Genomic DNA, 19,888 nt, shown 5'->3' with positions numbered 1-19,888 from the left:
CCTAACCTAAATAACGGTGATAAATCTTCTTTGCTTCGCTTATATCGCTTACTCCGTGAATAAGCACTCGCCCATCTTGGAAAAGAACTAAGCGGTTACCGGAAATTTCGAATGATAATAGAAAAGGGTTTCTCTCTATTTTTCCTCCTGTTTTAGCCAGTAGGTTTGCTGCTTTATCCAAGTCCCTTCTATCTTTGCCGGCAGGCCGGATCTGCACAGAATTCCTTCCGCAAAGCACTGCTGTTTTAGTTTGATTTTCATAGTTGAGAAATGGATAACTTGGTTTGCTTCCGCAGGAGAGGCAATCCTCTTTCTTTAAGCCTTGAGGAGATATGGCCGAGTGCTGATTACTCCAAAGATCAAAGGTGACAAGCTTGGTTCTTAAGGAGCCATGGTTACCTACCAGCAGCTTCAGTGCTTCAGCCGTTTGGTAACTGACGACCATCCCGGCTGCCGGACCAATAATTCCTGCTGTATCACATGTAGCTCCTCCCAGAGGGACACTTTCCAAAAGGCAATGAAGGCATGGTGTTTTTCCAGGGATGATGGTGTAACTGATTCCATAGCTTCCGACACAAGCACCGTACACCCATGGAATTCCATACTTTTGTGAAATATCATTGATGATCATTCTTGTGTCAAAATTATCAGTGGCATCTATAATAAGATCCACGTCTTTCTGGAGTTTCTCGAATTCCTCAACCCCTGCATCCTCTATAATTGCCTCTATTGTGACTGTGGAATTAATTTCTTTCAGTCTTCTTTGAGCTGCAGCCGCTTTAGGGATTCTTTCTTCGGCATCCTGTTCTGTATACAGCTGCTGACGCTGCAGGTTGCTCCATTCAACATAATCTCTGTCAACTAAGGTTACTTTTCCTATCCCAGCCCTCACAAGAACTTCGGCACTGCCGCTTCCAAGTGCCCCTGCTCCTATAATCAGCACGTGTTTTTGGAATAGTGTTTGCTGGCCGGAGGGCCCGATTCCTCTGAATAATTCTTGTCTGGAATAACGGTTGTTCAAATGGTGCTCATTCCTTCCAAAGGACTGCTGGCGGAGGCATATCTTTTCTTGGGTATCCTGCCTGCTTCGTAACCGAGCCTGCCTGCTTCAATTGCAAGTTTCATGGCTCTAGCCATTTTAACAGGATCCTTTGCAGCTGAGACAGCTGTATTCAATAAGACTCCATCTGCTCCAAGTTCCATTGCATAAGCGGCGTCAGCAGGTGAGCCGATGCCAGCATCCACTATAACGGGCACAGCTGCCTGTTCGATGATGAAGCTCAGGTTAAGGGGGTTGATAATACCCTGCCCCGAACCTATAGGAGAAGCTCCAGGCATAATGGCGTGAACACCCATCTCTTGAAGCCTCTTAGCAAGCAAGACATCATCTGAAGTGTAAGGAAGAACGGTAAAGCCCTCATCCAGAAGTTGTTCTGATGCTTTCAGCGTTTCAATCGGGTCAGGCAAAAGGGTTTGAAAATCACCGATCACTTCTACTTTAATCATGTCGCACAGTCCGGAAGCTCTTGCAAGCCTGGCTGTCCGGACTGCTTCTTCAGCTGTTTTTGCTCCTGCTGTGTTGGGAAGCAGCGTATATTTTTTTACATCAAGCTTTTCCAGAAAATTCGGCTGCCCTTTTTCAAAAATATTCATGCGGCGTACCGAAAAGGTCAGGACCTCCGTCCCGGAAACATCCACGGCCTTCTTTTGTATATCAAAATCAGGATACTTTCCTGTACCTAATAACAATCTTGATGAGAACTCATAAGAACCTATCTTCAACATATCACCCGCCCCCTACAAAGTGTACGATTTCTACTACATCACCGTTGGCCAGTCTTGTTTCTGCATGCATGCTTTTTTCAAGAATCACTCGGTTTAACTCTACAATGGCCACTTTCTGATCTAACTCGAAATATGAAAGAAGGTCCACCACAGTATCCACTTCCTCATCCACCAGAACTTCATCACTGTTTATAATTAAGTTCAACCCTATTCCCCCTAAACTAAATTTAATGAGATGCTATCGCGATCTACTTTAAACGATTGGTAAAGAGCTTCCTCTTTCTCTGGAACCTTTCGTTCAATCATATCTGAAATCATTTTCCCAGTAATAGGACTCAAAAGAATACCGTTACGGTAATGTCCGGCTGCAATATAAAGTCCTTCATAGGCAGGGTGCGGTCCAATGTAGGGGAGTCCGTCTCCTGTTTGGGGGCGAATCCCTGCCCAGGCTTTTTCCCACTTCGCGTATTTAATGTCAGGAAGCAGGTCGATGGCTTTTTGTGATAAAGAGGATACACCTTTTAATGAAACATCCTTATCCCAGCGATTGACGAGGGTGGTTGCGCCGACAATCAGCCTGCCATCTTTTTTGGGAACGATATAACAGCCGCCTTCCGAAAAAACGGTTGACTGAATGATATGATGTGAGGGCACAACTGAGAAACATTCCCCTTTTACTGGACTAACAGGCAGAGATAACCCTGTCTTTTTCAATAACTCTCCAGCCCAGGCGCCTGTTGTGATAACCAGTTGGTCGGATGAAAACTTGCCTTGTGAGGTCTCGCATCCTTTCACACGCTGGTCTTTAAACATGATGTTTTCAACTTCACAAAATTCGATTATGTCTGCTCCATGAGCAGCTGCACCCTGGGCGAAGGCTTTCGAAAGTTGTGGTGCCATGACCTGCCCGTCATTCGGAATGAGCATGCCTCCCTCCAATTTGGTGGAAAGAGCGGGTTCTTGCTGCAGCATCTCCTTGCCACTCAGCCATTTGACTTCCGGGTCCCATCCAGCGTGATAGTGGACCTGCTTTTGGAGATGAGCAGCCTCACCTGATGATTGAGCTATTTTTATCATTCCTTTATTCACAAGGCCGGCATTGATTCCTGTCCAGTCCTCCAGTTCCTGAAGCAGCTGTGGAAACATACTTCGGCTTTTCAGGGCCAGCTGAAGCATAGCAGCATTTTCATGAATTTCTGCCTGCGCACCCAACATACCAGCTGCCGCACTTGATGCTTCCGCGCCAACGCTATGCCTGTCGATGATGAGAACTTTCTTGCCGAGCTTGGCCTGTTGGTAAGCGATCGAACTTCCGATAATTCCTCCTCCGGCCACTATTACGTCATATACTTTATTCATGCAGCATCCTCTCCAATTGGTTTTTATATTCATAGGCCGCTTTACTCGGCTTTTCAGCATTGAAAATTCCTGACATGATCGTGACTCCATAGCACCCTGTCTGTTCCACCTCCTTTACATTAGATGGCTTAATTCCTCCTATTGCAAAAACCGGGATAGAAACTGCATCGGCGATATCCCTCAATTCCTCCAGTCCCCTTGGCTGTAAGCCCTCTTTGGAAAGAGTGGGATAAACATGACCATATAATAGTGAATCTGCTCCTTCCTCTTCTGCTGCGAGTGCTTCATTCATGGAGTGAACAGATTTGCCAATTGATAATTCTGGATAGGCATTCTTAATAGCTGATACAGGAAGGCTGTGAAAGCCCAGTTGGACTCTTGTAATACCAAGCGCAGCAGCTGCATCGACCCTGTTGTTCACAATGAGCTTGCTCACCGGTATGCCAGACTCTATCAACTCCTTTCCAATCTCATAAATTTCTCTTGCTGTTTTCTTGTGCTCCCTGATATGTATGCTGTCTATAAATGGGCTGATTTCCTTGCAGATTGATATTACTTCTTTCACGGATTTATTTCCGGAAGTGACAGCATGCAGTAGACATTTATCCATAGAAACCTCCGCCATTTCTTTATTTGAGAACATTTGCCTGTTGGAGCTTAACAGCTCGTTTCCTCTTTTTAAACAGGTGAAGCCAATGTGGCCGGGTGGCTGGAACGGAAATCCGTTAATTTCCTATAGCCCCACATAGTGAAAATAGCTTTTTAAAAAAGGCTCTTTTCTAAAAGGTTGTTGCTTTTAGATGGCTATTTGCATTTCTCCCCTTTCACTTGGGGATTGGAGCGGAAATCCATTGCTTTTCCATAACCTAAACCTTTGAGGAAACAACCTGAAAATAGACAACAAAAAGCCGCCTCCATGAAAAAGGAAGGCGGCTTGAATAATAAACTAAATGGTAGATTATTAGTGTCAATGACGCTCACTTCCCTCCGCTAGTATGAACTAGATCAGGTTCAAAGGGTCTTAAAGTACACTTTAATCTCAGCCTTTTAAAGGCTCCCCCAGTGGTTGTGCTATTTATATGCATTCTAACACAGTTTTTATTATTATCAAACTATTTTAAGGGAAATTTTACTAAGATCTTAGAGTTCTGCAAATCCTTATAGCTAAATCCTCTGATGTATAGAACTCTTCAGATCAGCGGTGAATCAGAAAGAAAGAATCACTTCTCAGCCTGAATTGTGAAAGAAAGCAATTTAATTGCTATCCATTCAAGAGAAGGTATAATAAATATATTACTAAATAACTAGTTATATATGACTATACAGGAGGATTACAATGAGTATTTATACCCAAACAGCGATAGCTATGAACGGCCAGGAAAAGTCTCTTGAAGAATACAAAGGAAAGGTTGTTTTGATCGTCAATACAGCAGGAAGGTGCGGTTTCACTTATCAGTATGAGGATTTGCAAAAGCTTTATGACCGATACAAAGACAAAGGATTTGTGATTTTAGGTTTCCCTTGCAATCAGTTTGATAATCAGGAACCGGATTCAAACGAACAAATCCAAAACAGCTGTCTTCTGAATTATGGGGTGAATTTCCCACTATTCCAAAAGGTTGATGTGCGTGATGAAAACATGCATCCCCTGTTTAACTATTTGACTCATCAGAAATCCTTTGAAGGCTTTAATAAATTTCATCCAGTTGCTAAAATACTCATCCCGCTATTAAATGCGAAACATCCTGAGTATTTGACTGATGACTATTCGATCAAGTGGAACTTCACAAAGTTCCTTATTGATTCTAATGGAGATGTGATCAAGCGTTTCGAGTGTACAACAGATCCAATTGATATGGAGCAGGATATTGAGAATTTGCTGGCATCTGCCGCAGTATGATGAAAACCGGACGAGGTCACTGCCTTGTCCGGTTTTTTAACCTTTTCTATAAACCTCCAAATAACTCCCTTCTCTATTCCATGTATTCAAAACCTCATTTACAGCCAGGACCTGCCAAGGGTTGAATATGGTCTGTCCATGCTTATTAAAACTGAACTCGTTATTCAAGAGAAAACAAGCATGCATGATTTCATTCTGTTCGTCTCTCCACACCAACACATCGCTTTTCTCAGGAGTGACGTTATCAATCGGTCTATATCCATAATAATTTAAGAGAGCCTGAAATCTATCGGGCATCATCCACTCTTCAATGATCTCCTTATCCCCTGAGAATCCTGCGGCTGCGGCTGAGAGGCAGTTAGGTCCATTCTTAGAGGGAAAAGTATCAAAAAATACGGAGAGATCTTCATATTCTTCTGTTAATTGCTGTTGATCCGGCTCTTTTAAATTAGCAAATGCAGCGTAATCATCTACCCACGATTCTGCATAGTTTAACAGGAACTGAGACTGCACGTGTGAAGATAACAAATTCCAAAGAAATTGCTGCAGCATAAATACTTTCATTTCAGTATTCTCATCAACAAAAGAGGAAGGCTCAAGAACCTTCAGATTTTCGTTTGTATGAGCGGCTCCCCTCAGAAATTGAATAATTTCCGCTTCAGTAAAAACCAGTCCTCTATGAAGAAGCCACTGTTCTCTTATAACTTTCTTTCGCTGGCCTTCATTTAACTCCAGAAAAGTGTCCTTTTCAATCCTGGCAATATATCTTCCTTCCTTGCTAACAGACCAGGTGGCAAAGGCTGTTCTCTCATCCAGGGTAAAGGATTGGGAAGTTCCGGGTAAGTATTTTTCAGAAGATATGAAACCTGGAGCTTCCCTGAAAAATAAAAATTGATTGTCAGGGATAAATCTTTCTTTCCACGAATCCAAAGCTGTTTGTGTTAACGTGTATCCATTTACTGCTTTCATGTATACTCCTTACTGTCAAAGTATGTATTTCCGATAAACATTCATATTCTCTAACATGTTAAAGCCTGCCGTATAGTATAATTTCTCAGCTGCTTTATTATTTTCCATATAACATATGTGAATTTCTTCGTATCCTTCCTGGAGCATCCTGTTCATGGCAAAGTGAAGAGCCTCTCTCCCTAATCCTCTTTTTTGATAGTGAGGAGAAACCATTAAATTATCCACTTCTCCTTTTCCAATCGACACGGAAGCCATGATATTATCGCCGTCCATAGCAACATAAACATTTCCCGGATCTCTCAATTGATAGGTCTTTACGCTTTCAGGAGAAGCAAGATAAGGCTTCAGGTCGATTTCTTCGTGTAAGGGATAGTAGCATTCCTGGACGATTTTGACAAACTGTTGAAACAGCTTATTATCATAGAGCTCAAAAGTGGTTTTTGTTTCTGGAAAAAGAGGTCCTTTATAGACAAGTGAAGGTGAACCCCACCATTTATCCATTCCGTTTTTCTGATAGAAACCTGCTGGGTCTCTTTTATCTACACGAATAGAAGCAGTTAACACTTCCTGTTTCTCGGCTTCTGCATAGGATGAAAGCTCCTGGAATAATTTTGTTCCTATTCCCTTGTTTCTGGACGAAGGCTCAACATAGATTTTTACATCGGCCTGTTTTTCGCCTGCACCATTAACAGACAATACTGCATAGGCGGCTCCTGTAATTCCATCTTCTTCGTAAAGGATGAATTTGTCCGCATTTTTTTCGATTTCTTCTACTCTGTCTACTTCATATCCGGTGTCAATGGTGTTAAACAATTCATTGATTCTCTCTGAATCTGAAGGTGAATAATTACGAATCATGATCTACACTCCATTTTTAGGTGATGTATATTACTTCTTTATACACCACTCAAATACCTTTAAAAGAGCAGCATAGTTTACAGTCAGAGGGTCCCGTATGATATGCTCGAACACAGGAAATTATCCCTAATGAAACTCATATGGACACCTAAACTGGCAGCTGTTAAAAATAAAAAGACTCGTCAATCACGTGTCTTTTAGTCTTGAAATATAAATGGCTGCCGGCATAAGCAGCTTCCTTTAATTAATCTGTTAATGAAATAATCTCTGGTTCTTATTTCGAAATCTATTTAGGTAAATATAAAAATTTGGCACCTTTGATATAGGCTCTCTTCGCAAACTTTTTGCTATTTCATAATAAATTCGTAAGATAACAGCTTTCTATTCTGGTATGCTAAAAGAAATATAGTGCTCCCCGTTTAGAGAGAAAAATCTTAGTACCCGTAGGGGAAACCGCCGAAAGCAAAAATATTGGAAAAAAAGTCTATTTAACAGTTTGGATTAATTGCTGATTTAGAATGCGTTTTTCATTTACCGCCCTTTACGTAGAAGGATTGAAGCGGAAGGGGTACGACCTCCTGCGGGACTAGCGGCGTCTAGTTCCAGCATCTAGCCCCTCGGGGTCAAATAACCCTAAGAGAGAAAAAGGAAGGTCGCCTTTTTTTCTCTTGAGAACATTTACCTGTCGGGGCTGACCAAGGTGCTTCCACTTTTGAAGACAGGTGAGACCCCGCAGTGCAAAGACGAAGCTCATTCAGCTCCAGCGGCCAGCCCGGCGGAGTCGTCCGCCTGGAGCGGAAATCCATTTTTTTGTTAAGCAGTCACAATCTTTGCGAAAACAGCCTTTATAAATGTTTACTTTTGATTATCTGGATTAATATATTTCTTTAAAATACTTGGATTCACGAACCGAATTGAAGCTACCTCCCCACAAACTAAACAAACAGTTAGTTCTTTTTCAAATTCTGGTACTTTTACAAACGAATTTCCTCCACAGCTTTTACATTTATGCATCTCATATCCCCTGCCTTTCTAAAAATTAGTTATCTATCAGCACCCAATAAATTCCACATAAATGAGGGTAAATCCTTCTTTATGAATACCGCCCTTTGTTGTAATTTGGGTTTGCTATATGTATCCTAATTTTACCAAAGGTTAGGCAGCTGCTTTAACAGTATCTGATGTGTTCTTTAAGAGAACTGAAACAGGCTTAGGGATAATTGCATCTCTAAGCCTGTTTCAATGTGAACTATATTGAGAAGATTATGAGTTTCCGGTTTTGCACTTCTCAAGCAAAACTGCAGAATGAACAGACACTTGTGTTGAATTCATTAAGGTTTCAGGATCACTTTAATGCAGTCGTCTTCCCTCTTGTTAAAGATGTTGTATCCATGGGCTGCATCATCCAGCGGGAGTTTGTGGGTAATGATGGCCGTCGGATCAATTTCACCTTTGACCACCATGTCAAACATGGTCCCCATGTAACTCCTTGCGTGAGCCTGACCTGTTTTGATAGTAATGTTTCTGCTGAAAAACGGTCCTAGCGGAAACATATTATAAAGACCTCCATAGACTCCCGTCAATTGGACGGTTCCGCACTTCCTGACCGCTTTGGTAGCAATTTGGATGGGTCCGAGTGTCCCTCCCTGCAGTTTCATCTTTTGTTCAACGAATTCAAGGGGAGATTTCTTTCCATCCATTCCTACACAGTCGATAACAACATCTGCTCCTCCCTTGGTCAACTCCTTGAGGGTTTCTCCCATATCATCATATTTTGTGAAGTCGAAAGTTTCGGTGCTATTCATTTTCTTCGACTTATTCAATCTGTAATCGAAGTAATCCACGGCAATGACTCTCTCTGCTCCTTTTTTCCAGGCGAATTGCTGAGCCATCAAGCCCACCGGCCCGCATCCAAGGACTATGACGGTATCTCCTTTTTTGACCCCTGCGTTTTCAACACTCCAATAAGCTGTCGGCAGGACATCAGAGAGAAACAGCAAATGTTCATCATCCAGTTCACAGCTCTCTGGAATTAAAAAAGGAGTGTAGTTTCCATAAGGTACTCTGAGGTATTCTGCCTGACCACCTGGGTGATCACCGAACTTCTCTGAATAACCGAAATAACCGCCGGAGTCATAATGAGGGTTGGCGTTGTCACATTGACTTTCCTGGTGGTGATTACAGTAATGGCACGTGCCGCATGCTACAGTAAAAGGAATAACGACCCGGTCTCCTTTTTTCACCTTGGTAACTTCAGGGCCGACTTCTTCCACAATTCCCATGGGTTCATGTCCAATGACATATCCTATCGGCAAAGGAAAGTTCCCTTGATACAGATGAAGATCCGACCCGCAAATGGCTGTTGAGGTGATTTTGACGATAACATCCTGAGGATCCTGGATTTTTGGTGCCTCCACCTTTTTAACTGCTATTGAATACTTTCCCTGGTAGGTTACAGCCTTCATTTCATCACTCCATTTAAATAATTCACTCTTAGTGTGTGGATTTCCAAATTTAGTATTTGAAAGACGCCTCGCTCCTATTCATCAACTCAGGTTTGAAAGCTTTGTTGAAGAGGTATCGGTTGATATTACCATCTCTCTCTCCTCTATTTTTCTGGTAAACTACTAAAAGCAGAAACTGACAGGAGGCATTTCATCTATGAACAAGCGAGGCATTCTCCTATTAGCGGCGGCTGTATTAACATTTTCAGCAGGTTTTTACGCCGGGATCTCCTATATAAAAGCTGAGACCATTACAATTGATGCGGATTTTCATCCTCTGCGTTCAGAGGAAGTGGAATCACTTTATAAAAAAGCAGAAGCAAAGGTTGAGTCTCAGTCCAAAGTTGTGATGGGGTATATACAGGATCATCACAATCCGGAGACAATCAATTACCCTTATTTATCTCATGTGATTTTTTCATTTGCCCACCCCACAAAGAACGGTGATCTTCTATTCAGCGGTGCCCATGCGAGGGATAATTTACGCAAGACAGTGAGACTAGCACATGAACAGGACACAAAAGTCCTTCTCGCTGTGGGTGGCTGGTTCCATATAGAAGGCGGAGAAACCTATCCTTACTTTAAAGAAGCAATCTACAATAACGATTCACGGACGAAACTTGTCAATGAATTGATAAAAGTGGTGAAAGAAGAGCAATTGGATGGAGTGGATATTGATTTTGAACACCCGCGCTCTGGCCAGGATGCAGAACATTTGGCTGCCTTCATACAAGAATTGAACTCCCAGCTTAAAGCTCATGATAAAGAGCTCTCAATCGCTGTCTATTCTAAAGTCAGCAGCGTGACCGGCCAGGAGAATGAATCTGTTGTTTTTCTTCCTTCGATGTTCAAAGACGTAGATTATGTTAATATTATGGCCTACGATGGCCAGTGGGACGGCGGTTATAATGCAGCTAACCTGTCTCCATTTCCTTTTGCTGAGAATATTGCAGAATACTGGAGCTCCTTTTTTGAAGAAAATGGCCTATCTAAGGATAAGTTGGTTCTAGGGGTACCTTTTTATGCACAGCCTGAAGATCCAGCGAAATCTCCTCTATCCTTTTCTAAAGTAATAGAACATGGGGCCGCTAATGCAGATAAGGATGCTGTGACTATTGAGGGGATGACGTACCACTATAACGGTATAACCACCATCCAGAGGAAAACGGACCTGGCTCTGCAGAATGATTTTGGAGGAATGATGATATGGGAAGCCGGACATGATGCAAAGGGCGAACACAGCTTGTCGAGAGTCATTTCTGATGTTATGGAAGAGCATGCTGAGAGAGAGAAGAAGCTATTCTGGTCTAAAACTGACGAATAATACCTGAAGGGCGCCCCTTCATCTTATAGCAGCAAAAGAGAGCATGTTCACTTTGGAACTTGCTCTTTTTGTATCTTAGAAGCATAGTATGAAATCAGTCATTTAATATGAGAGTAATCTTTAATATAGGACAAGCTACTTTATCCTATTTGTCCTGCACCATTTTATTGCAGTGATAGATCAAATACTTGGAGAATTTTGCCGTTTCCAACATACGTTCCTTATCAGATTGAAACAGCTTCACATATTTATTTCTACGAATATTCAATGCTTCATGAATGATGGGGTGCCATATTTCTTGAAGATTTAATAATCCATACTCTCCCGCTCCCGCTTTTGAAGTTATATTTGATTCCTTCAAGGTGAAGTATTGACGCAGTAAACCCAATACTGTCCATTCAACCTCTTCAGAAATCTCATTGGAAGAAGGATTTATTTCTTGATCTAATGAATTTTCCAGTCTTTCGATCCTCATTCTCCAATAGCAATTCATGTTTTCCCTTACATAAGTAGTCAGCAATTCCTTGCTGGCATCAAAAGGGAGTTTGGTTATATCTGGACCTAAGACACTGATTCCCTTTTCTCTCAAAAGAACCCAAGTTACCGGGTTAAACTCGGTGTCCCATTTCAATTCACCGCCAGTATAGTAAGGAAAGGGTGCATTGTCATCCGGTCTGATTCTTCCCAGGTCCTCCCATACAATAAACATTCCGTCCAGTTCAGTTGGTTCAAACTGTTCGGCAATCTCTTCATGAATCTTTTTAAGGATATGTAATTCTGCTTCAGCTAATCGTTTCCTTGTGACCGCTGCGAAGTCTATATCACTACTACCTTTAACATAGGCATCCAGTACTATCGAACCGTGTAAATACAGACCTTCTAATTTATCCGGAAGCCTCAAGTTCCAAAGACTGATATACTTTTGGAGCACCTCTTGAATAGAAGTATGTAATAGTATGATCATCAACTCCTGACTTCAATTACTGTAATTAGATAAAAATATCGCGCTGCACTCTCACTTGGAATCTTACCATAAATGATTAAGAAGGAGTTTTCTTTTTGAGGATATTTACTTGAGTATTTGAGGAGTTAACCATGGAAAAGCAGGCAGCTTTCATAGTTGAAGCGGCCTGCTTGTGATAATATTCCTTATTTACAGACTTTGCTAAGCCTTCTCTTTCACGTGCCTGATGAATCCATCTCTGTGGCCTTCCTTATCAATAATTTTACGCACATAATAAGGATCGTGCAGCAGCCCATCAAGTTTGGAGGAATACAGAAACTCGTCTCTTTTCGGATCGGATCGTAATTCTTGGTACCATTTTTGTTCTTCAAGCTCTCTCCATAATTCTTCGATATCAGGTTCCTTGACCCGCAGGATATATTTTTGAAAGAAACTCACAATAAGTGCTCCAGTCAAAAGCGTCAAAAATAGAAAGATCATGATATAGCTCCTTCATTAACAAAGCTGTTCATAGTTTAAGCGGAAAATTCTTTCTGATTCTTCCTTTTCTTCAACAGCAGCTTAAATGTACCGGTCCCCAAAAGAACACCCAAGACGATAAAACAAAAGCCTACTAAGTGTTTAGAAAGGATTTCCTCTCCCAGAAAAATGGAAGAGCCTACTAATGAGAAGAACGGAGTTAGATTAATGAAAATAGAAGTTGATCCTGCACCCAGCCGGTGAATGCTATAGTTATAAAGCATATGGCCAAGACCGGTTGCAAGGATAGCAGAGCCTATCAGTGCCCACCAGACAAAAGCCGGTTTCTCTGTAAAAAAAACGGTTTCTGTTTCAGAGAAAAAGAAACTTGCGATGATGAGCAGAATCGAGCCCATGAAGAGCATTAAGCCTGTCATCTGTCTGGAATCAATGCTCACACTAAGCTTTTTGATTAGAATAAAGCTCACAGCCTGAGTCAATACAGCTCCTAGGATATACAAATCTCCCATTGAGAGCCCTGATAGTGTTCCATTTTCGTTCATTACAATGAGGTATACCCCAAATAAAGCAGCCAAAATCCCCATGGTTTTTAAAATGGTCAGTCTCTCATTCAAGAAAATCATGGCCATGATGGAAGTGGATAAAGGTACCAGCCCGAGTATTAAACCTGCATTCGTCGCACTGGTTTCAGTCAGTCCAATCGCGAGAAATAGATGGTGCCCCAGAACTCCAAATAGCGAGGCTGTTAGAATGCCTGCTAAGGTTTTTCTTGATACTTTATGAAAATTTCTATTTAATACAAGAAAAAGAATAACAGCCAGTCCTGCCAGCATGACGCGAAGTCCTTGAATCAACACGGGAGGAAAATAGGTAACTAGAATTTTAATAGCTGAAACATTGAATCCCCAAACAACCATCAGCAAAAATAACAAAATATAAAGGCCCCATTTGGACACAAATTCCACACTTCTTTCGAAAACAGTAATATTTCTAATTTATCAGGGGAGGTACTGCCTGTAAAGGAAAGTGAATTATAGTGGAGGTATCGTTTAAGGAATTCATTTATAAAAGAAATCTAAAACAAAAAAGTGTTCCCTGAATTTAAGAGATGGCGTAATAGTCTTCCGAATTTTAGAACCTAAACATTATTAACAATGAAAAAGTCAGCTATCCTTCCTTAAACAAGAAGAAAAGTTGACTTTTTTCTAAGAAAGCATTGTATATGTTGCTCTGTTTATTTCAGTAGCTTCTTTCTCAACTAGTCGGTGGAAAGAAGGATGGTGACCTGTGGCACATACCAATGGGGTCCAGAGTCTTGGATAGAAAATAGAGGAAAAAAGTTCCCTTATTATTACCGCTGGACCTTATTTTTAGAAAGTGACATGCCTCTTTTGCTATAAGATCCATTCGGGGGGGAGCACCTGTAACGGAACTCGACACTTTTTGGTAACAACTGAAGTGAAAAAGGCAGAATCGCTCTTTGGAGTGAACGATTCTGCCTTTTACCTTATGGTTGGACTTTTTCAGAGCCCACTGATTTTTAGGAAGCCCTTTTCCTGCTAGCTCATTACCCCATATTCTCAGAAAACGCTGTTGATACTTTCGTAAATTCATCGTCGTCATCAATACCGGTCAGGTCGCCTTCAGAGTCCACTTTTAAAAAGAAGATGTCCATGTCCTCCTGAGACTGTTCGCGTACGTCATCTGCAAAGGCTACGGCTGCATAGTCATTTCCCTCCAGCGTCAAAGTGGCAAGAACCTCAATATCCTGTTCCAGGTCGTCTTCGCCGATCAGAGTAAATATTTCTCCAACTTTTACATTTTCCATTTACCATTCTCCTCTCTTCAATTAAACTGATTCAGATTCTTCTTCACTGTGCTGCCTGGCAATGTATGTACCGATTAACTCTTCCTCTTCTTCTTCTAGTTCAAAATCGAGGTATTTTTCAGTGGATCGTTCCATCAGATAATACTGGGCGACGCGTGCAACTTTTTCATCAACGGCGTAAATCGCTTTGATCAAAAGACCATTTTCGGTATGCAGTTCGTCATCTTCGGGCACTTCCACTTCCAGAAGGTATTCATACCGTTCACCTTGGAGGATTCCCGTTGGATCTTCCAGGTGTTCAACTGTGTGTCCAGTAATTTTCATAAATGATGCATTCCTTTCGAAACTTCTATAGATTAATTTTAGTTAATTCCAAGCAATTATACACGTATTCGACAAACTGTGCTGTAATATTTAAGATAAGTACTAAGGATGTATAAAGGTAAGGGAACCTGTCGCATCTTGCGGTTTCCCGGGAAACTTTTCAAATAATTTCATTCAGAAGGAGAATCTCCATGTACAGCCATTTATCTGAAAAAGAAATCATTCAAAAATATCAGCAGGAGGAAAAAATGATGATTCTTGCATTTGCTCAATGGTGCCGGAACAATGAACTGGATCCACAGAAGGTTTATACTAGAGCGTATCCCCACCAGGACCAGAATCCACTTTTGATAGAAGCACTTGATTCCACAGTCCCGAAAGAAGAATCTGATGAAATTCCCCTCTCTTCCCTGCTTTCCATACTGGAGATGTACGGAAATGAAGAACTATGCTTTGTGATTACGGAAGAAATCGAAAAGAAATAGTCCTCATTGAAGGACTGGTATTTCACTGACCGGAACAGCCAGTCCTTCAGGTTCCTCCCCGCTGCCGATAGCCGGGACAGTCATGGCATAAACAACTCCTATCACCTTTCCATTTGAGTCTATTACAGGGCTGCCGCTATTCCCTTTTTCAATCGGTGCTGTCAGGTACAACCTGTCTTCTGCTCTGCTGATGTCACCTTCCATCACAATCTGGTTATAGGCAAGGGGGTTTCCGATGATATAGATGGAATCACCCGTCCCCCACCCTCTTTCTTCCTGGATTTCAAGGTAAGGAAGATCCTTTCCCTCCACTTGAAGTATGGCAATATCCAATTCAGGAAATTCTTCGGCCGGTTCTGCTTGCATAATATCACCGCTGGGGAAGATCACCGTAATGGAAGCCATGTCTTCTATGACATGGTAGTTCGTCACTATAGTTCCTTCCTCGGCAATGTTGAAGCCTGTCCCCTTTACCCCGCTGCCTTCCAGGGTCACGACGGCTTCTTTATAATTCTGGATATTTTCTATTTTAGAAAGCTCATTGGATTTTTCAAGAAAAGAGAACGAAGGCAGATTGAACACCCTTACCCAGACGGCCAGGACGCTTACAATCAAACTAAGAGCAATGGCATAGGCTGTCACTTTTGCAAAAAAAGATCTGGCTTTCTTCCTTGCAGGCGTCTCTTCCTCTTCTTCTGTTAAAAAATCTTCAAGATTAGGTTCATCGCTGAAAATATCTTTTTCTTCTTCATTTTGTGAGTGAGGATTATTATGATTCTCCATAGGTGCCTCCGTTCGTTTTTTCCTAGTCTAAGTGTAACGCAAAACAGCCTTGCATTACTAACATTAACTTTTCTTCCATCTTTCTTGGAATATTTATAGACTTTTATAAATAGTAGTAGGTACTAGTACAAACTAATTATAAGGAGGAATTCGATGGGAAAGTTAATTTCTTTTTTCAACAGAATCATGCAGCGGTATCTGCCTGATCCCTTTTTGTTTGTAGTAATCCTTACCTTCATCGTTTTGGCTATGGGTCTGATCTTTACAGAAAGCACCGTTATGAACATGGTTCAGTTTTGGGGCGAGGGATTCTGGGGGCTGCTGGCTTTTTCCATGCAGATGGTACTTGTTCTTGTAACAGGTTATGTACTGGCAAGCAGTCCCATTTTCAAGAAAGGATTAGGTTTGCTGGCTTCCAAGGCGAAATCCCCTTCTCAGGCAATCATTATTGTTACGGTTGTCTCGATTATCGCCAGCTGGATCAATTGGGGGTTTGGACTTGTTATAGGGGCGCTTTTTGCCAAAGAATTGGCAAGAAGGGTCAAAAGTGTAGATTACAGGCTTTTGATTGCAAGCGCTTACAGTGGGTTTATCGTCTGGCACGGAGGCTTTTCAGGTTCTATCCCATTGACCATCGCTACGGAGGGACATTTTTCGCAAGATCTGATCGATATTATTCCTACAAACGAAACGATTTTTGCCGTATTCAATGTTGCGATTGTAGTGGCTCTATTCATCATCCTCCCTATTCTAAACCGATTGATGATGCCTTCACCGATCGAAACAGTGACTGTTGACCCGAAGATCCTTGAAGAAGATGACTTGGAGATGAGGACAGAATCCTTAAGTGCTGATACTCCTGCAGACCGACTGGAGAATAGTTATATAGTGTCTTTACTGACCGGCATTATGGGAATCGCTTTCTTAGTATACTATTTTGTTAATAATGGATTTTTACTAAATCTCAATATTGTCAATTTTTTATTCTTATTCCTCGGCATCCTGTTTCACCGCACGCCAAGACGTTTTTTGGAAGCAGTTCTTAAAGCGGTTAAAGGTGCGAGTGGAATCATCATCCAATTTCCTTTTTACGCAGGAATCATGGGGATGATGACAGCGTCAGGTCTAGCTGCTGTCATGTCTGAAGGATTTGTCTCTATCTCAAACGACTTTACCTTTCCGTTCTTTGCATTTATTAGTGCCGGGATTGTCAATTTCTTTGTGCCTTCAGGAGGCGGCCAATGGGCAGTTCAAGCTCCAGTCATGCTTGAAGCAGCACAGACTCTCGGGGTGTCCACTGCCAAAACGGCAATGGCTGTTGCATGGGGAGATGCATGGACAAATCTTATCCAGCCTTTTTGGGCATTGCCGGCCCTTGCTATTGCAGGGCTGAAAGCGAAAGACATTATGGGATTCTGCACCATTACGCTGGTAGTGAGCGGAATTGTAATTTCATTAGGTCTGTTGTTTTTGTAAGGCTCTTTCGTATACGCCATAAATGAGCGGAATTAACCTGGCATGCAAGAAGGATAAAAGCTGATCTTCCTGTTTGGAGAAAAACTTCTAGTATTTAAATCCTTTTAAGAGAGAGTTTTAACCAATATCTTATAGCAAGACAAAAGACAAACAGCCAGATTTCTGACTGCTTGTCTTTATTTTTTGGTCCTTGGGAACCCGGGGCTCCTTCTTGAAAAGAAATTTCCATTCACAGCGGCTACACCCCCAATTATTATCAGCCCTCCTGCAATGCTGGTCAACATGGCTTTTTCATGAAGGATGATGATGGCCGCTGCAAATGTAACAATCGGCTCAAGATACAACAGCACTCCGGCCTGAGAAGCCTGAAGAACTTTCAGAGATTTAGCCCAGAACCAATAGCCTGTCCCCGAGACAAATATACCAAGAAACAGTAGATGCCCCCACTCTACTGCAGTCAATCCGGGAATACCCTCCCAACCATGGTTTCTGATTATAAAGGGCAAAGAAACGAGAAACCCAATAAATGAGATGTAAAAGGTCAGTGCGGTTGGCTCCAGCGGTATTTTTAAACTTTTTAAAAGAACTGTATATACTGCCCAATTCAATGTGCTGAGGAGCATGAGGAAAAAGCCTATGTTAAATGTAAAATTCCAACCGTCATCGTTTCCTGCCGTAGTGACCATGATGACTCCCATAATGGCGGCTATGATGCCGAGAGCCTTGCTAATACTTAATTTTTCATGTAAAAAAATCATAGAAAGCAGAACAGTGAATACCGGGGTAACGGAAATGAGCCATCCTGCCGAAGAAGCATCTATGAAAATAAGCGAAGTCGTCTGCAGAAGCTGGTGGCAGAACGTCCCCAGAATAGCGAGTATGAACAAGTGAGGTAAATAACGCAGCGAAAACAAGATCCTTTCTCTCGTCAAAAGGATAACAGCGAGTAAGAACACCGCTCCTATCCCAAAACGAAAGACAATCAGTGTAAAAGGATCGAGTTTGCCCAAAACTATTTTTGCTGATACGAAAGAAACTCCCCAGAAAAAAATCGCCATTGCCGCATAGAGTGAAGCAGCAATTTTGGCATTGTAATGACTCATCAATTTATCCCTTCCTGCCGTGGATTATACTTACACTATATGCTTGTCCCTCTGAACCATTCCTAATAGAGATGAAGAAATGAAGAAGTAAAACACTGGATGAATGACCAGTCAAGCCCTTCTGTTGAAACATATGCTGTATTAAAGGAGGGGAAAAATATGTATTATTACTTACTGTTATTCTAGCGGCGATTGGAGCAGGATTTGCATTGCTGTTGGTAACAGGGGTTACAGCTGCAGGGTTTTTGGGTCCTCTGGCTGCTCCATTGGCAGGCCTGGCGGTAATTGTCATTGTGGTGTTCTCACTTGTGATCATTTATCTAGCTGTGAAACAACTGCTGCATAAAAGAACTCTGTAAATTCAGGCTGGCTGCTTTCAAAGGCAGTCTCTTTTTTTGTGAGATATCAATCAGGTGATGTAGAATGAGAAAAAGGAGTGAAAGTTATAATGGAAAAAAAGCTGGATCATATCGGCATTGCCATTAGGGATTTAAATAATGGCATACATATATATACAGAGGTGCTCGGAGGGGTTTTACTCGATCGATATCGAAGTGAAGCACCGGGAGTGGAAAGTGAAATAGCCGTCATTGAACTTGGAAAGGATCGATTCGAACTCCTTTCCCCGACTAATAATACTACTTCCCCCATTGCCCGCTTCATCAGGCAAAAAGGCAAGGGAGTTCATCATATTGCCTACAGGGTTGATAATTTGGATTCAGCTATTGCAGAACTGGAGGAACAAGGTATCCGTACATTGGAGGACACTTTGCGAATCAATAAACATGGAAGAAGGCTCATCTACCTGAATCCTGCTGATACCGAAGGCACCATTATCGAGTATTGTGATTATCCAAATGAAAAATGACCTGCTGGTAACAGGTCACAACAGCTTGAAGAACATGCTAGCCTGGCATGCTCTTTAAGCCCTTTTGAGAAATATAAGACAAATCTGTTATGGCTGAGGAGTGCTAAATTCCCTTTTCTATTTCAAGCTCAAGGTAAACAGGACAATGATCACTTCCGAGAGTATCCTTATGCATCCCTGCATCCGTCAAAGTGTGCTTAAGCCTGTCCGAAACAATAAAATAATCGATCCGCCATCCTATATTCCTCTCTCGTACCTTGCTCATGTAAGACCACCATGTATATGCCTGGTCCCTCTCAGGGTATAAATACCGGAAGCTGTCGACAAAGCCTTCTTCAAGCAAAAGCGTCATTTTCTCCCGCTCCTGCAGGGTGAATCCTGAATTGCCATCATTGGATTTAGGATTACGCAGATCGATTTCATTATGCGCCACATTCAAATCCCCACAATAGATTACAGGTTTGACAGCATCTAATACTTTAATATAGGCTCTGACCCTTTCTTCCCAGTTCAGTCTGTCGGCCAGTCTCGTTAGGTCCCTTTTTGAATTGGGAGTATAAACATTCAGCAGAAAAAAATTCTCAAATTCCAAGGTGATGGACCGGCCTTCAGGTTCACTCTCCTCTTCGCCTATTCCATAAGAGACGGAAAGCGGTTTTTCTTTCGTAAAGACGGCTGTTCCGGAATACCCTTTTCGTTCAGCATAATTCCAGTATTGGTGGTAGTTTTCCAACTCCAGAGAAATTTGTCCTTCCTGAAGCTTGGATTCCTGTATGCAAAAAATATCGGCATCGGTCTCATGGAAAAAGTCTAAAAACCCCTTTTTCACACAAGCCCGTATCCCATTAACATTCCAAGATACTAATTTCATAATTGCT

At 41.8% G+C, this 19,888-nt stretch carries 22 protein-coding genes and 1 riboswitch; of the genes, 6 read left to right on the top strand and 16 right to left on the bottom strand.

What is annotated here, in order from left to right:
* Position 1: 1 nt before the first annotated feature.
* The 5 genes from FZC79_RS12115 to tenI are packed head-to-tail and all read right to left on the bottom strand — an operon-like array spanning position 2 to position 3,754.
* Entirely contained in the window at positions 2–1,021 is a 1,020-nt protein-coding gene (locus tag FZC79_RS12115) for a thiazole biosynthesis adenylyltransferase ThiF (protein WP_148947054.1), read from the bottom strand.
* Positions 1,018–1,785 (bottom strand): thiazole synthase, encoded by a 768-nt coding sequence (locus FZC79_RS12110; RefSeq protein ID WP_148947053.1) that lies wholly within the window; start codon positions 1,783–1,785, stop codon positions 1,018–1,020. The genes FZC79_RS12115 and FZC79_RS12110 overlap by 4 nt, the downstream gene beginning before the upstream one ends.
* A gap of 1 nt (position 1,786) precedes the next feature.
* The gene (thiS, locus tag FZC79_RS12105; protein WP_148947052.1) at positions 1,787–1,990 is read right to left on the bottom strand and encodes a sulfur carrier protein ThiS; all 204 of its coding nucleotides are present in this window, start codon (positions 1,988–1,990) and stop codon (positions 1,787–1,789) included.
* A gap of 11 nt (positions 1,991–2,001) precedes the next feature.
* Positions 2,002–3,144, bottom strand: a complete 1,143-nt coding sequence (thiO, locus tag FZC79_RS12100) for a glycine oxidase ThiO (protein WP_148947051.1) — start codon at positions 3,142–3,144, stop codon at positions 2,002–2,004.
* Positions 3,137–3,754, bottom strand: coding sequence for a thiazole tautomerase TenI (gene tenI / locus FZC79_RS12095; protein ID WP_148947095.1), 618 nt, complete (start codon positions 3,752–3,754; stop codon positions 3,137–3,139). The genes thiO and tenI overlap by 8 nt, the downstream gene beginning before the upstream one ends.
* 355 nt (positions 3,755–4,109) lie before the next feature.
* Positions 4,110–4,215, bottom strand: a riboswitch (TPP riboswitch).
* Positions 4,216–4,480: 265 nt separating this feature from the next.
* On the opposite strand from tenI, the gene FZC79_RS12090 reads away from it, so the two are divergent.
* Positions 4,481–5,044 (top strand): glutathione peroxidase, encoded by a 564-nt coding sequence (locus tag FZC79_RS12090; RefSeq protein ID WP_148947050.1) that lies wholly within the window; start codon positions 4,481–4,483, stop codon positions 5,042–5,044.
* A gap of 36 nt (positions 5,045–5,080) precedes the next feature.
* On the opposite strand, the gene FZC79_RS12085 is transcribed toward FZC79_RS12090, so the two are convergent.
* The 3 genes from FZC79_RS12085 to FZC79_RS12070 form a co-directional block, all read right to left on the bottom strand.
* Positions 5,081–6,013, bottom strand: a complete 933-nt coding sequence (locus FZC79_RS12085) for a hypothetical protein (protein ID WP_148947049.1) — start codon at positions 6,011–6,013, stop codon at positions 5,081–5,083.
* A 15-nt stretch (positions 6,014–6,028) separates the two neighbouring features.
* Entirely contained in the window at positions 6,029–6,871 is an 843-nt protein-coding gene (locus FZC79_RS12080; protein WP_148947048.1) for a GNAT family N-acetyltransferase, read from the bottom strand.
* A gap of 1,331 nt (positions 6,872–8,202) precedes the next feature.
* Positions 8,203–9,336 carry a zinc-dependent alcohol dehydrogenase gene (locus FZC79_RS12070; RefSeq protein ID WP_148947047.1) on the bottom strand — a complete coding sequence of 378 codons (1,134 nt, stop codon included), beginning with the start codon at positions 9,334–9,336 and terminating at the stop codon, positions 8,203–8,205.
* A 196-nt stretch (positions 9,337–9,532) separates the two neighbouring features.
* Between FZC79_RS12070 and FZC79_RS12065 the strand changes: the two genes are divergently transcribed.
* The gene (locus FZC79_RS12065) at positions 9,533–10,699 is read left to right on the top strand and encodes a glycosyl hydrolase family 18 protein (protein ID WP_148947046.1); all 1,167 of its coding nucleotides are present in this window, start codon (positions 9,533–9,535) and stop codon (positions 10,697–10,699) included.
* 145 nt (positions 10,700–10,844) lie between these two features.
* On the opposite strand, the gene FZC79_RS12060 is transcribed toward FZC79_RS12065, so the two are convergent.
* From FZC79_RS12060 to FZC79_RS12040, 5 genes are all read right to left on the bottom strand, one after another.
* Positions 10,845–11,663 (bottom strand): aminoglycoside adenylyltransferase domain-containing protein, encoded by an 819-nt coding sequence (locus FZC79_RS12060; protein WP_148947045.1) that lies wholly within the window; start codon positions 11,661–11,663, stop codon positions 10,845–10,847.
* A 201-nt stretch (positions 11,664–11,864) separates the two neighbouring features.
* A complete protein-coding gene (locus FZC79_RS12055; protein ID WP_148947044.1) occupies positions 11,865–12,143 on the bottom strand; it encodes a hypothetical protein in 279 nt (92 codons plus the stop codon).
* Between the two features lie 35 nt (positions 12,144–12,178).
* Entirely contained in the window at positions 12,179–13,099 is a 921-nt protein-coding gene (locus FZC79_RS12050; RefSeq protein WP_187442757.1) for a DMT family transporter, read from the bottom strand.
* A gap of 611 nt (positions 13,100–13,710) precedes the next feature.
* Positions 13,711–13,971: a DUF1292 domain-containing protein gene (locus FZC79_RS12045; RefSeq protein WP_148947042.1), complete on the bottom strand. Its 261-nt coding sequence runs from the start codon at positions 13,969–13,971 to the stop codon at positions 13,711–13,713.
* A gap of 21 nt (positions 13,972–13,992) precedes the next feature.
* Positions 13,993–14,295, bottom strand: coding sequence for a DUF6509 family protein (locus FZC79_RS12040; protein WP_148947041.1), 303 nt, complete (start codon positions 14,293–14,295; stop codon positions 13,993–13,995).
* Between the two features lie 191 nt (positions 14,296–14,486).
* Here FZC79_RS12040 and FZC79_RS12035 point away from each other — a divergent pair, with 191 nt between their 5' ends.
* On the top strand, positions 14,487–14,780 hold the full coding sequence (locus FZC79_RS12035; protein WP_148947040.1) for a hypothetical protein: 294 nt from the start codon (positions 14,487–14,489) through the stop codon (positions 14,778–14,780).
* Positions 14,781–14,783: 3 nt separating this feature from the next.
* On the opposite strand, the gene FZC79_RS12030 is transcribed toward FZC79_RS12035, so the two are convergent.
* Positions 14,784–15,563: a S1C family serine protease gene (locus tag FZC79_RS12030; protein ID WP_148947039.1), complete on the bottom strand. Its 780-nt coding sequence runs from the start codon at positions 15,561–15,563 to the stop codon at positions 14,784–14,786.
* Between the two features lie 153 nt (positions 15,564–15,716).
* Between FZC79_RS12030 and FZC79_RS12025 the strand changes: the two genes are divergently transcribed.
* Positions 15,717–17,039 carry a short-chain fatty acid transporter gene (locus FZC79_RS12025; protein WP_148947038.1) on the top strand — a complete coding sequence of 441 codons (1,323 nt, stop codon included), beginning with the start codon at positions 15,717–15,719 and terminating at the stop codon, positions 17,037–17,039.
* Positions 17,040–17,215: 176 nt separating this feature from the next.
* Here the strand turns inward: FZC79_RS12025 and FZC79_RS12020 are convergent, their stop codons facing one another.
* The gene (locus FZC79_RS12020; protein WP_148947037.1) at positions 17,216–18,142 is read right to left on the bottom strand and encodes a DMT family transporter; all 927 of its coding nucleotides are present in this window, start codon (positions 18,140–18,142) and stop codon (positions 17,216–17,218) included.
* Between the two features lie 209 nt (positions 18,143–18,351).
* Here FZC79_RS12020 and FZC79_RS23155 point away from each other — a divergent pair, with 209 nt between their 5' ends.
* Together FZC79_RS23155 and FZC79_RS12015 are read left to right on the top strand one after the other, a co-directional pair.
* On the top strand, positions 18,352–18,501 hold the full coding sequence (locus FZC79_RS23155; RefSeq protein ID WP_187442756.1) for a hypothetical protein: 150 nt from the start codon (positions 18,352–18,354) through the stop codon (positions 18,499–18,501).
* A gap of 89 nt (positions 18,502–18,590) precedes the next feature.
* Entirely contained in the window at positions 18,591–19,010 is a 420-nt protein-coding gene (locus FZC79_RS12015) for a VOC family protein (protein WP_148947036.1), read from the top strand.
* 103 nt (positions 19,011–19,113) lie between these two features.
* On the opposite strand, the gene FZC79_RS12010 is transcribed toward FZC79_RS12015, so the two are convergent.
* A complete protein-coding gene (locus FZC79_RS12010; RefSeq protein ID WP_148947035.1) occupies positions 19,114–19,881 on the bottom strand; it encodes an exodeoxyribonuclease III in 768 nt (255 codons plus the stop codon).
* Positions 19,882–19,888: the final 7 nt, after the last annotated feature.

Origin of the sequence: Rossellomorea vietnamensis (assembly GCF_008180615.1) — a bacterium.
In the GTDB taxonomy this organism is placed as follows: Bacteria; Bacillota; Bacilli; order Bacillales; family Bacillaceae_B; genus Rossellomorea; species Rossellomorea vietnamensis_D.
This window is presented reverse-complemented; position numbering and strand designations above follow the sequence as displayed.